This window comes from Paenibacillus sp. J5C2022 (assembly GCF_025567625.1).
Classification (GTDB): Bacteria; Bacillota; Bacilli; order Paenibacillales; family Paenibacillaceae; genus Pristimantibacillus.
In genome coordinates, this window is the sequence record NZ_JAOQJC010000043.1 from 32,706 (window position 1) to 46,264 (window position 13,559).

Genomic DNA, 13,559 nt, shown 5'->3' on the forward strand with positions numbered 1-13,559 from the left:
ATGTGAGTATGGTTACTTTCATTTATAACATATGAAACAAGTAAAGTGAAATAAAAATGAAACTAAATTTAAACTTCTTTATTCGATATAATGTAAGCGAAAACAGCAATAGCATATTTTCTGAGAGGTGGAATGCAGGTTATGACAGACTTTCGGAATTTGAAGTATTACGTGGAGACGCCTCCGCTTGACGCTCCTGTCTCCGTAGAAGCGGATCTGTGCATCTATGGCGGCTCTTCCGCCGGCATTGCTGCCGCCGTACAGGCGCGCCGGATGGGATTGCGCGTCGTAATTGCGGAGTTCGGCAATCATCTGGGCGGCTTGACGACTGGGGGATTAGGCGCTACCGACATTGGCAATAAGGCGGCAATCGGAGGCATATCCCGCGAGTTTTACCGTGCGCTGGGCACTCATTATGGGACAGAGACGGACGGCGGTACGCAGTGGACATTCGAGCCGAGCGTTGCAGGGCAAGTGTATCAGAGATGGCTTGAGGAGAATGAAATTGAGGTTTATTGCCAGAGGCGCCTGAAGCAGGTGGGTAAGGGCAGCGACGGGCGGATCAAGGAACTGATCATGGAGAACGGCGAAATGTTCCGGGCCGCTATGTTCATTGACGCGACATACGAAGGGGACCTGATGGCCATGGCCGGTGTTTCCTATCATGTAGGACGTGAAGCCAACTCCGTCTATCAAGAGACGTTGAACGGTGTTCACTACGGCCACCCGCATCATCGCTTCGAGACGTGGATCGATCCGTATCGGATTCCCGGCAAGCCGGACAGCGGACTGCTGCAGGGCGTAACGGATGCTCCATTGCTGAAGCAAGGAGAAGGGGATGCCAGTGTGCAAGCTTACAATTTCCGCATCTGCTTGACGAACATGCCGGATAATTGCCTTCCGTTCCCTCAGCCGCCGGGTTACGATCCTGATGAGTTTCAGCTGCTGGCCAGATATATTCAGTCCGGCATATGGGATGCGATGCAGCTCCATAAGATGATGCCGCGCGGCAAGAGCGACCTGAACAATCGCGGAGCGGTGTCCACCGATTATATCGGAGGCAATCACAAGTGGCCTGAAGCTTCTTACAAGGAAAGAGAAGGAATCTTCCAGGAGCATTTCCGTTACAATCTGGGCATGCTCTACTTCCTGGCCAATGATGAGAGCATACCTAAAGCGATTCGCGATGAAGCAAGCAAGTGGGGGTTGCCCGCAGACGAATATCCGGCAACGGGCCACTGGACGCCTCAGCTCTATATTCGAGAGGCGCGGCGTATGATCTCCGATGTTGTGATGACGGAGCGGCACTGCCGCAGGCATATTGTCGTTGAAGACCCGATCGGCTTGGCGGCCTACGGAATCGATTCGCATCACTGTCGCAGAGTGGTGATCGACGGACGGTGCGTTAATGAAGGGAATGTGGAAATTCATACGCCGGCTCCATTCCCTGTGTCGTACCGCTCAATCGTACCGAGGCGTGGGGAGTGCGCCAATTTGCTGGTGCCAGTCTGCTTGTCCTCCTCCCATATCGCATTCGGGTCTATTCGCATGGAGCCCGTCTTCATGATACTGGGCCAGTCTGCCGCAACGGCTGCTGCGCTTGCGCTTGAGGCGGACATCACCGTACAGGACGTCGATTACAAGCCATTAAGGGAGAGACTGCTTGCCGACGGACAAATTCTGGATTGGGCGTAACGGGATCAAGGAAGGGAATGACAACAGGGGGGGAACTGGAAAGTAGAAAGGAGGGTTATACCCTCCTTTCTATTTTCCAGTTCTCTACTCTACTGTAGAGTTAATACATTTTGAGTTGAATACCTGACGCTTGTGAATAGACTCGTGCGAGCCGGGCCAATGTATGAATCCTACACTGGAACGCTGAAAAGGGGCATGCGAGCCGGATTAGTGTATGAATCCTACACTGGAGCGCCGAAAAGGGGCATGCGAGCCGAGCTAGTGTATGAATCCTACACTGGAGCGCCGAAAAGGGGCATGCGAGCCGGATTAGTGTATGAATCCTACACTGGAGCGCCGAAAAGGGGCATGCGAGCCGGATTAGTGTATGAATCCTACACTGGAGCGCCGAATAGGGGCGCGCGAGCCGGATTAGTGTATGAATCCTACACTGGAGCGCCGAATAGGGGCGCGCGAGCCGGATTAGTGTATGAATCCTGCACTGGAGCGCCGAATAGGGGCGCGCGAGCCGGATTAGTGTATGAATCCTACACTGGAGCATCAAAACTTCGCTTGCGAATTAAGCAGAAGGAGGGACTGGGGCTGCAGGCGATGTGGCCTCGGTTGGAGGTAGGGAAGTAGGCGAATGCTGAGTTGTAAGCGATGTGACCTCGGTTGCAATTTGGGAATATGTATGAAGGACGCCGTTAGGCGTTTTTCTTATTTCTTATATTGGAATACGATGCTGGTACCTTTAGTTACCATTAGGAGTTTATGAACTAGTCCGAAACGTGGATAACTAAGGTAGAAAGTGTAGCAGGAGCAGATGTAGCGGTCGCCACAGAGCTTAATCGACTCGAAATGGGCGTATTTACAGGCTAACGGTTGCATTGGCGCTTATGGAACCCGTAAAGTGCGATATCGGGTGTAACAGCGAGAAATAGGTCTCGTGGCAACCGTTACAACAAAAAAAGCGGGATGTGAGACGGAATAAGCTCTATGACAACCGTAAGAGCGTCGAACGGAACGTCCAAAGAACGAACAACGAAGCTCGCTTATCAGCTTGCTTTGTTCTTGTCATGCGTACTGGCTCGGAAAGGGATTGGAGAAGTCTGAGGAGAAAAGTTCAAATAGAGTTCAAATAGAGGTTTACATATGCCAAATGTTTCATTATAATAACAAAAAGCATACAGTATATATACAGTAGAGTGAAAGTCGAAATCAATGTTTGTTAGGTTTAGTACAGTAAAATGTAAACTTGACAGGAGGGGAGGATTTCATGAAGCTGCATACCTTGTATTATGATGAGCCGATTGTTCTCAAACGTGCTGTAGATATAGCCTTGCCGGACCAACTCCAGCAGGATACCGCTCTGCTTTACATTCACGGCGGAGGATGGGGCGGCGGCGCGCGGGATATTTTCCACTATCATCTGGAATATTTCTCGCAGCTGGGATTTCTATGCGCATCCGCAGGCTATCGCCTCGCTCCGGCAGTGAAGATGAATGAGCAGCTAACAGACGTATCTGCCGGCTATCAACGCTTCTGGCAGTATATTCATGAAGAAGAACTGCCTGTTCGACAAGTGATCGTCATCGGAAGCTCGGCAGGCGCCCATCTGGCGGCACTGTTATGCTTGCGGCAAGATTTGCCTCACAACATGCCTCAACTCCATCGCTCTGCGGCAGCGCAGAACACATCATCAAGCAGCACACCATCAACCAGCATATCATCAAGCGTATCAGCAACAAGCAGCACACCATCAACCAGCACATCATCAAGCAGCACATCATCAAGCAGCACACCATCAACCAGCATATCATCAAGCGTATCAGCAACAAGCAGCACACCATCAACCAGCATATCATCAAGCGTATCAGCAACAAGCAGCACACCATCAACCAGCATATCATCAAGCAGCACACCATCAAGCAGCACATCATCAAGTGCATCAGCAACAAGCAGCACACCATCAACCAGCACATCATCAACCAGCACACCATCTAGCGCTTCAGTAACTAGGACATTACCAAGCTCTGCCGCATCTACAGATTCACTGCGTCAAGCAGCCGAGACAGCATTATCGCATCAGGCCTTGCTCGACGGATTCACCGCGCCGCCTCCCGCAGCCTGCATTTTCCTCAATGGACCGGGGATGCTGGAGCCTTGGCCGAATATGAACGGGGATATTCGCCGCAGTATTGAAAGCGCTTTAGGGATGTCCTACGACGACTATGACGCCAATCCCGAGAAGTTCCGCGAGCTGTCGCCACTCAGCTTGGTCGGCCCTCAAGTCCCGGATATGTGGTTCATCGTGGTCGGCCTGGAGCAATTCTTCCCTCACGAGCATGTGTACGAGCTAAGCGAAAGAGTAAGGGAAGTACATTCTAAATCGGAGGTGGTGCTTATAGCGGATGCGGAGCATGGATTCCTGTACGGCGTACATAGCCCGCAGCAGAAGCAAGGCTTGCAAGTGATGAAGCAATGGATCAGTCAATACACCAAGAAACTGCACGAGATAACATCCCATTCATAAAGAGAGGATGATTGACATGCGTTTCAATTTATTGACAAGCACTTATTCACAAAAGGGGAAGTATCGCAAGGGGATGCTGGCAAGCCTGTTGGCAGCCATGATGGCAGTAATCATGCTGTGGCCGCCGCAGCTTGCCGCGGCGGAAGCTGCCGTCGGTCATGGCCAGCTTGAACTGGTCGATGACGGGGAGGCGCAAGCCGTTGTCATCGTCGATGAAGAAGCAGACGAACAGACGACAGCAGCGGCGCAGAAGCTCGTCGACTACATTCAGCAGGCGACAGGCGCAGAGCTGCCGCTCATGACATTGTACGATCTGAAAGCCAGCGGACAATCGCTGAACGGCGACGCCCGGATTTATGTAGGTCCCGGCGAACACTGGCAATCGCCTCATCTGCAGCAGCAATTGGAAGGACTTGATGAAGACGGCTTCGTGATCCAAACGAGAGGAAACAAAGTATTCATCCTTGGCCCGACGGCTTGGGGAACGGAATTCGGCGTCAATGACTTCCTGGAGCGTTACGTAGGCGTCCGTTGGCTTATTCCGGGCCCGGACGGCACGCATGTTCCCGAGCTCGAGGATCTTGAAGTGCCGCGCAACGAGCTTATTCGCGAGGAGCCGGCAGCCTTCTCCCGCCTGTTCAGCCCGTTGCAGAAGCCGACCGGCTCCGCAGGGGAGCTGCAGCATGAGTGGGCGCGCAACAACCGGATGCATTCCAGAATTGAATTCCATCATAATCTTCATAACTTGTTCCCGGTAGAAGTGTACGGGGAGACCCATCCGGAATTTTATCCCGGCGGACAGGTGCCTATCAGCGATGTGGCCTGGCAGCCATGCTTCACGGCCGACGGCATTGTGGAGGAAGCGATCTCCAATATTATCGCTTACTTCAATGAGAACCCTGATGCCACATCTTATTCGCTGGGCGTGAATGACAGCGGCGGTTACTGCGAGTCCAACCCCGCCCATCCGGACTTTCCCGATGAACTGAATTCTGTCGGCGTTCAGAATATCTCGAACATTTATTACAACTGGGTCAACCAGGTCGTGGAAGGTGTGCTGGAGGTTTATCCGGACAAGTGGTTCGGGCTGCTTGCCTACTCCAACGTGTTCGATCCGCCGACGGAAGTGACGCTGCATGAGAGAGTCGTTCCGTTCATTACGGATGACCGCTATGCCTGGGTGGACAGCGGAATCGAGCAAGCGTCCAAGGCTGTCGTGGAGGGGTGGAGCGAGAAGGCTACCAACCTCGGATTCTATGAATATATGTACGGCTCCCCTTATGCGACTCCTCGCGTATATCTGGAGCAGATGGCGGACAATTACCGCTATGGGCGCGATCAAGGCGTAGTCGCTCACTATGCGGAGCTGTATCCGAACTGGGGTGAGGGACCGAAGCCGTATATCTCCTTGAAGCTGCAATGGAATCCGGATCTGGACGAGGAGCAGCTGGCTGAAGATTGGTACGAAGCGATGGTAGGCGAGGAAGCGGCGCCTTATCTGCAGCAGTACTACGAGCAGTGGGAGGAGATTTGGACAGAGCGCGTGCCTACTTCGACATGGTTCAGAAGCTGGGCGGACGCCACGACGCGAGCGAATTACTTGCCGTTCCATGACGCGAGCTATCTGACCGTCATGACGGCTGACGATGTGGCTGAGAGCAGAGCGCTGCTGGAGAATATGCAGTCGCTGACAGAGACGGACGCCCAAGCGGCCCGTGCCGAGTTGATCATGAAGACGTTCCAATACTACGAAGCCAGTGTGCTTAGTTATCCGTCAGCCGTAGATATACCGCAGCCGCAGACGGAGCAGGAAGCGCTGGCGCTGCTGGAAGATGGACTTGTCCGCATGGCTAATGCGATAGAGAGAATGAATATTATAGCAGAGCATATGAACGACCCCATCCTGAAGCATCTGCTCACGGCGGAGCGGTTCGGTCTTGTCTGGTCGGGATTGAGTGATCTGATGATGTCCTACTTGTCGGAATGGATTGCAGGAGAGGATGAGAACGGGGCGGTCACTGCTGAAGTGCAGAACATTATAGCGACGACGGAGCTGGATGTCGTGCGCCACAATCTGGAGCTGCTGCTAGCGGTGGCCAAGGGTCAGGCGACCGATATGGCCAATTCTTCCTTCGAGGATGGAGACGCTCCTTGGTGGTTCTGGATTAAAGCACAAGGCTCGCTGGAACGAAGCGAACTGTATGCGCGCACAGGGCAGTACTCTATTGTAGCCGATGGACTGGCAAGAGGAGGTCCAGTGCAGCCAGTGCCGGTATCGGGCGGTCCGTATGGCGTGGCCTTGCATTATTACACGCCGGAAGGAACTGTCAACAATGCCTCGATTCAGCTGACCTTGAACTTGAAGGATGAGAATGGCGGCGCTGTCACCACGCTTCGCGCCGCGTCGCTTCCGGTCAGTACAGTGCCGAGCGGCCAGTGGGGCATGATGCAGCACGTATTCCATATTCCTGCCGTATACAATGGCAAGACTGTCGCCCAGGCGCAGTTCGTCGCCACCATTAACGGGGTGGAAGAGGGCAATCAGCTGTATATCGATGACATTGTGAGTGTACCGTTGCAGCCGTAGGCCGGCATAAAAAAAGGAGGTCGTTCTAAAATGAGAAAAAGAAATCCTATCACCTTATTGACGATTATATGCATGCTTGCGGTTCTGCTGTCCGCATGCGCAGGCAACGGAGGAAGCAATGCTCCTAAGGAAACCTCTCCCGCCAGCACGAATTCCGGCGGGAAGACGGATGCGGAGAGCACGAGCAAGCCGGAAGAGGACGTGTATCCGGAGAACGGGCTGCCGAAAAACGAGAAGGTAACGCTGAAGGTCGGCTTCGCCAATCAAGGCATGGGCAAAGAATGGTTCGATGCGGCTGTGGAATCGTTCCAGAAGAAATTCCCCAATGTGAAGCTGGATATTACCTCCTCCCCCGACATTGCGAAGATTACGTCGACCAAAATCGCGGCTGGCGACGATGACATGTTCGATATGTTCTCCGGCGGAATTCCGGGCGGGAACGCAGCATTGAACAGTCTGGTAGATGCAGGGAAGCTGGAGCCGGTCGAGCATCTATGGGACCGGGAGCTGTATGATAAGCCCGGCACTACCTTGAAGGATATCTCGCTGGAAGGGCAGTTCGAAGGAACGACACGCATATTGGACCAGACCTACTCCTTGCCGATTGCGGGCACAGGCGCGGGACTGTTCTTCGACAAGAAGCTGTTCGAAGAGAAGGGCTGGAACAGCAATCCGAAGACATGGACGGAATTTACGGATCTGCTGGCGGCCATTAAAGCGGATGGCCTAATTCCCATCACCTATCCCGGCGTATATCCCGGCTATATATCCAACTCATTCGGTCCCTGGTCATTGTTCCATATTGCTATGATGAACGACAATCTGGATACATTCACGAAGCAATTCCGGGAATATGCGAATCCTTATTACACCTCGGATGAGATGATTGACATGTGGAACCGCATCTACGAGCTGGGCAAGAAGGGCTACTTCCCGAAAGGAGTGTCGGCGCTCAATCATACGCAATCGCAGATGCAGGTACTGCAAAGGCAGGCGGCATTGGCATCCAACGGCAGCTGGATCGGCAATGAGATGAAGAACGCGACGCCGGAAGGCTTCGAGTGGGGCTTCATGGCGGTGCCGTTCGGTGAGGACCCGGATCAAACGTTCGTCATCCGCAATTCCACGGGGAACGGCTTTCATATTTGGGCGAATAAGCCTGAGCTGAACAAGAAATGGGCGATGGAATTCAGCCTGTGGCTGTGGAATATGGATGTACAGGAACTGATTGCGGAGAAGGGCGGCATGCTGCCGGTGCGCAAGGACTTCACAGAAGATGCTGCAAGGGCCGACAAGCTGCAGAATGCTCCGAAAGCGATGTTCGAATTCATTGACAACAACAAGGTGTTGATGGAAAGCGGCTTCCATACCGTCACCTTGACGGACCCTGCCTTCCAGCAGGCGAATAAGCTGTATACAGATTCCATTAATGAGATTGCCGAAGGCACGAAGGACCCTGTGCCGATGCTGGAGGAAGCCGAGAAGCTGATGGAGAAGGCGCGTCAGGCGCAACAATAAGATCGATTCAAGCAAGCGCCCCCTGCTGGAATAGCAGGGGGCGCTTTACGTTGGCGTTATATCATTGCGGAGCGGGAATCGTTAGCTGTACGCATGTGCCTTCATTCGGCCGGCTGACGATGACGATGCCATAATCTTCGCCGAACGTTAATTTAATGCGCTGATTGACGTTCTTAATGCCGATATGGTCGCCTGCGCCAGGCTCGCTGTAGCCATGCTGAAGCTCGTTATTGATGTGTGCCGTACGCTCCGGATCGATGCCGACTCCGTCGTCGGCGATCGCGAAGAAGATCCGCCCATCCCGCCGCTCAGCGGTAATCCTTATGGTTCCTTTGTCTTGCCGAGGCTTCAGACCGTGATACACGGCGTTCTCGACAAGCGGCTGAAGGGTGAACTTTGGTATCCGGGAGCGCATCGCGTATTCATCAATGTCCCATGCCACCGTAAAGCTGTTCTTGTACCGGATCATTAATATTTCAATATAATGCCGGACATGCTGGAGCTCGTCTTGAACGGGAATGAGATTGGACGGCGTCTCCAGCGATAGTCGGAGCAGCAGCGACAGGGATGTAATCATATCGGATACTTTATTCTCTCCGCCGGTCAACCGCATCGCATTCCAATTGATCGTCTCCAGCGTATTGTACAGGAAGTGCGGGCTGATCTGCGATTGCAGAGCGACATTCTGCGCTTGCTTCAGCAGGACCAGCCGTTTGCGCAGCTCTTGCTCCATCACCACCTGCTTGTCGTGCGAACGTGTGATGGCCGCTGCCACTTGCCGGATTTCGTTGCGATGCGGCTCTTGCTTCTCCAGTTCCCCATAGTTCCATTTGTCGGGATTTTCCACAATGGAGATGATTTTGCGAATAGGCTGGAATACCTTCATGGCAATCAGCCAGGCGAGGAGCAGAGCGACGATGAAGCCTGCTGCAAATATGACGTACAGGTACGTGCGCAAGTGTGCATTTTTCTCATCGTACAGTTGCAACGGAATGACGGAAATAAAGATCCAGTCGTTATACTGTGAGGATAGATAGGCAACAGATTCCGTTCTGCCGCCAATGCTCATCTGCACAGGCGTCCCTTCGCTGCCTCGCAGCACATTCTTCAGCGATCCGATGTCCGCCAAGGAGCGGTTCAAGAGCGCCGGCTCGCTGTTATAGAGAATGATGCCGTCCTTATCGATAATGTAGATATCCTCGCTTACGAGATCGTTCACGTTGTTGATGAAATGGCCCAGACGCTCCGTATCGATATTGACGATAACCGCACCTTGCTTGACCTTCTCATCCAGCGGGGCCATGTAATAGAGCGAGAGCAGCTGTTTCGGTTTCTGTTCGCCGATAAATTGCTTGGCGGCTCTTGCCGAGACCCAATATCTGTCACTCTCCTTCTTGTGGGTCAAGTAATCGTTCCACCAGCCATTGTCGGTAAACCAATCCATCTTCCACAAGCTCAGATTCGATGACATGACGTAGTTGCTTCTATCCGCATACAAGTACACGGAATTAATGAACTGTCCGCTAATTTTGTTAACGGGCGTCAGCTTCTGGCGCAGCGCTGTCAATTGCGTATTCATGGCGTAGTCCGGAGTTGCCGGATAGGGCTCTTCGAGCAGCCATCGCGAGGCTTCATCGGAAGCGATCTGCAGGGCGAAGTCATCGATCTCCCTGACGGTCATGTCGATCATATCCCGAAGCCGGGACAATCCGATGAGATGCACAGAGCTGACTTCTTCTTGCATGACCTTGTTGTAGACGTAATAGACGGCTGCTCCGATGCCGCACACCGGCAAGATGATGAGACATACGATCAGCAGGAAGTTGCGCAGGAAGATGCTGTGGATCTTAAAATGCTTCATATAAAACCAAACGCCGGCGAAGTCCTTCATCGGCCGCTTGCATCGTGAAGCTTGTTCCGATATTCGGACGGCGTGCAGCCGGCGTACTGCTTGAACAATTTGAAGAAATACTTGGTGCTCTTGTAACCGATCATAGCTCCGATTTCATAAACCTTGTATTGCGGCTGCCGCAAATATTCCATCGCCTTCATCAGGCGCACCTCCGTTAAATACTCGGTGAAATTGCGTCCGGTCTGTTTTTTGAACAGACGGCTGAAGTAGACGGGGCTTAGATAGACATGCTCCGCTACATCCTCAAGCAGGATGTCCTTATCGTACATGTTCTGTATATAAGCTTTGGCTTTCTGAATAACTAACGTATCGGGCGTGTCTCCCTCGCTCGATGCGGGCTGTCTGCTGTCTTCGCGTGCTTGCTTTGCGATCATAGTCATAATGGAGGGGGCGAGCGTCAAGCGGGTTAAGCGGGCTTCAATTCCCCATATCGCCCGGATTCGGCCTTTGACGGTTTCGAATTGCAAGTGTACGGCTTCCTTCAGCGTCCAGTCCGGACTATGGCTAGCACGGCAGTCGACAGCGGCCAATACAATCATATCGTCTTCGACGCTTACCGGAATCGTATGGACAGGATTCTGCTCCTTCTCATAGATTTGCGCGATAAGTCGAAAGAATTGGCTGTTAGCCTGCTCCGGATGTTCCGGAGCAAGTTCCTTCGAACGGGGCAACTGGATACAGAAGCTGCAGCATGGAGAGCTGTCGGGATCGAGCGGCAGATCAATGAATGGCAGCCTTCGGTCGATCTCCTGGCGTTCCTTCAACGTGCCTGCGAGAAGCTCAGCGAAAAATTGCCGCCGAAGCAGGGAAAGCATCTCTTCGTTTTGGCTTTGGATGCTGAGCATCTGTTCCTTTTCGTTTTTTTCTTTGTCCAGCTGCAGCTTGACCTCTTTAAAGACGCGGACGAGCTCGGGCAGCCGGGTTGGCTTCAACAGATAATGCACCACTTGATAATGGACGGCTTGCTGGGCGAACTCGAATTCTTTGTAGCCGCTTAACAGGATCATTTTCGTATCGTGCCCCCCATCGTACACATATTTCGCAAGCTCCAGACCTGACACGAACGTCATCTTGATATCTGTCAAGATGACATCGACGCGGTCGCTCTGCATGTAGGAGATGGCGTCCCTTCCGTCCACGAGCCGGGCGGCGACCGTGAAGCCCAGTGACTCCCAGTCGACAAGCTCGGCCAAGCCTTCCCTTATATCCTCCTCATCATCGACGATAAGCAAGCGATACGACATCGGCCCACCTCTTCCGGTACGAGTATTCATGGTATGTTCATTATGTTGGGAAATGTATGCGCTGTCAATGAATGCGGAAGGCGATGCGGCCTGAAGGTAAAGAGAGTAGGATGATTGGTTGAAATATTGCACTCGTCGAGCCGGAGGCGATCCGGGAGGATAGGGGCAAGCATCTGTATGGCAGCGTAAGCAGGACTAGTCGCGATAGCCGCCAGATTGTCGTTTTTCTGGGACTAAATCATGATATTGTACCGTTTTCTTCGGGGAGGGGGGTTGCTACAATAAGTTTGTAAGCGCTTTACACCCAACCGGTTAGGATTGGGAGGGGCATTCGCGAGGCAACCGCAAGGCCGGGCCCGCCAGATGGGCTTCGCGAGAGAGCATGAGCATACAAGGAGGGTTATGGAATGGCAAAACTAAAACGGGCATCGCTCGTCATCCTGTTGACGGCAGCTGTAGCTTTCAGCGGCTGCGCGAAGCAAAGCCCGGCGAATTCACCGGCTAACGGAGCCGGTAATGCCACCGAAAGTCCATTGGCGACGGTGTCATCTTCATCCGCCGAGAAGGGATACACGCTCCCGATCGTGGAAGACGGCTCCGTTACGCTGCGATACGGGGGTTGGGATAACTGGTACGCGCCCGCCAGCATGGCGCAAAATTTGCCGGTATGGGAGGAAATCGAGAAAAGGACGGGCGTGAACATGAAGTGGGAAGTCGCTCCCGTCAACCAGTATGCGACTAGCATGCAGACCAAGCTGGCGGCGGCGAAGGATCTGCCGGATATATTCGCGCTTCCCATTGAACTGGGAAAAGCGATCGAATCGGGGGTTATTGAGCCGCTTGACGATTTAATCGAGCAGTATGCGCCCAATATCAAGGCGTTCATGGAGGACAATCCGACCGAGTACAACAAGATGAAGGCATTCGACGGGAAGCTGTATTCACTGGCGGCGGTCACGACGGGAGGGGCGCTTACCGATCCGTTCGGCTTCCAGATCCGCGAGGATTGGCTGGATAAGCTTGGTCTGGAAGAGCCGAGAACGCTGGACGACTGGTACAGCGCGCTGAAGGCGATCAAGCAGAACGATCCGAACGGCAACGGCAAGGCGGATGAAATTCCGTTCATGCCGCAATACGGCTATAAGGGGTTAAGCATGTTCGGCAACGCGCTGGGTCTTCATCTCTTTCACAGCAAGGGGTATTACCCCGATGAGAACGGCAACGTTCGCTTCGAATGGATGACCCCGGAAGCGGAGACGCTTGTCGTCTGGCTGAACAAGCTGTACGAAGAGGGATTATTGGACCCCGGATTCCTGCAAAGCACGGAGGAGACGATTATCGCCGGGATCTCGCGGAATCAGGTGGGCGCGACGATGCACTTCCTGAGCCGGGCAAGCCAGTTCGACAAGATGTCGCAGGAAGGAGGCGAAAGCGATGCAAGCTGGCTGCTCACGCTTCCGCCGCAGGAGCCGGGCTATCAGGCGCATTATGAGAAGTACGGCCCATTGAGCAGCAATTGGGTCATTGCCAAGCAGTCCAAGCATAAGGAAACGGCCATCAAGTGGCTGGATTATATCTATGCAAGCGAGGAAGGCAATCGTCTTGTCACCTTCGGCATCGAAGGAATGTCCTATGAGCTGGTGAATGGCGAGCCGGAATATACGCAGTTCGTCATGAACAATCCGGATGGGCTGGACCCCGCCAGCGCGCTTCGTTCCATTGGAGCTTATCCGCCCACACCTTGGATTCGAGCTGCGAACGGACCGCTGTCCAAGTCGCCGGCGGCGCTGCTCAAGAACAATCCGAAGGCGCTCGAGCAGGCCAAGCGCGTAGAGAGCTTTATGACCGACAATGAGCCGTTCGCCGTCCTCACGCCGCAGGAGATTGAGGAGCTGTCGGTCATATCCGCCGATATGCAGACGTATATCGACGAGACCATTGTTAATTTTATTACCGGCAAAGACCCCATCGATTGGGAGAAGTTCACTGCGAAGCTGAAGGCATTCGGCATAGACAAGATTGTGAAGGTGAAGCAGCAGCAATATGAGCGCTTCATCAATCGGTAACGCAAGGAGGTAGCCGACTTCA

At 53.3% G+C, this 13,559-nt stretch carries 8 protein-coding genes and 1 pseudogene; 6 read left to right on the forward strand and 3 right to left on the reverse strand.

All coding sequences use genetic code 11. The features are described from left to right. Positions 1-141: 141 nt before the first annotated feature. A complete protein-coding gene (locus M6D81_RS25780) occupies positions 142-1,695 on the forward strand; it encodes an FAD-dependent oxidoreductase (protein WP_262680052.1) in 1,554 nt (517 codons plus the stop codon). A 1,258-nt stretch (positions 1,696-2,953) separates the two neighbouring features. After that, positions 2,954-3,394 (forward strand): annotated as a pseudogene (locus tag M6D81_RS31920) (alpha/beta hydrolase); the annotation flags it as partial. On the opposite strand, the gene M6D81_RS25785 reads toward M6D81_RS31920, so the two are convergent. Further along, positions 3,340-3,672: a hypothetical protein gene (locus M6D81_RS25785; RefSeq protein WP_262680053.1), complete on the reverse strand. Its 333-nt coding sequence runs from the start codon at positions 3,670-3,672 to the stop codon at positions 3,340-3,342. The pseudogene M6D81_RS31920 and the gene M6D81_RS25785 sit on opposite strands and share 55 nt — an antisense overlap. Positions 3,673-3,850: 178 nt before the next feature. Between M6D81_RS25785 and M6D81_RS25790 the strand changes: the two genes are divergently transcribed. Genes M6D81_RS25790 through M6D81_RS25800 form a run of 3 tightly spaced genes read left to right on the forward strand, consistent with a single transcriptional unit; the run spans position 3,851 to position 8,315 of the window. Next, positions 3,851-4,210 (forward strand): hypothetical protein, encoded by a 360-nt coding sequence (locus M6D81_RS25790; protein ID WP_262680054.1) that lies wholly within the window; start codon positions 3,851-3,853, stop codon positions 4,208-4,210. Positions 4,211-4,226: 16 nt separating this feature from the next. Beyond that, complete coding sequence (locus M6D81_RS25795; protein ID WP_262680055.1) at positions 4,227-6,797, forward strand: DUF4838 domain-containing protein; 2,571 nt, start codon at positions 4,227-4,229, stop codon at positions 6,795-6,797. Between the two features lie 30 nt (positions 6,798-6,827). Next, positions 6,828-8,315, forward strand: a complete 1,488-nt coding sequence (locus M6D81_RS25800) for an extracellular solute-binding protein (protein WP_262680056.1) — start codon at positions 6,828-6,830, stop codon at positions 8,313-8,315. A 61-nt stretch (positions 8,316-8,376) separates the two neighbouring features. Here the strand turns inward: M6D81_RS25800 and M6D81_RS25805 are convergent, their stop codons facing one another. Continuing rightward, a complete protein-coding gene (locus tag M6D81_RS25805; protein WP_262680057.1) occupies positions 8,377-10,176 on the reverse strand; it encodes a sensor histidine kinase in 1,800 nt (599 codons plus the stop codon). Positions 10,177-10,202: 26 nt separating this feature from the next. Continuing rightward, the gene (locus M6D81_RS25810) at positions 10,203-11,471 is read right to left on the reverse strand and encodes a response regulator transcription factor (protein ID WP_262680058.1); all 1,269 of its coding nucleotides are present in this window, start codon (positions 11,469-11,471) and stop codon (positions 10,203-10,205) included. A 407-nt stretch (positions 11,472-11,878) separates the two neighbouring features. Here M6D81_RS25810 and M6D81_RS25815 point away from each other — a divergent pair, with 407 nt between their 5' ends. After that, positions 11,879-13,537: an extracellular solute-binding protein gene (locus tag M6D81_RS25815; RefSeq protein WP_262680059.1), complete on the forward strand. Its 1,659-nt coding sequence runs from the start codon at positions 11,879-11,881 to the stop codon at positions 13,535-13,537. The last annotated feature ends 22 nt before the right edge of the window (positions 13,538-13,559 follow it).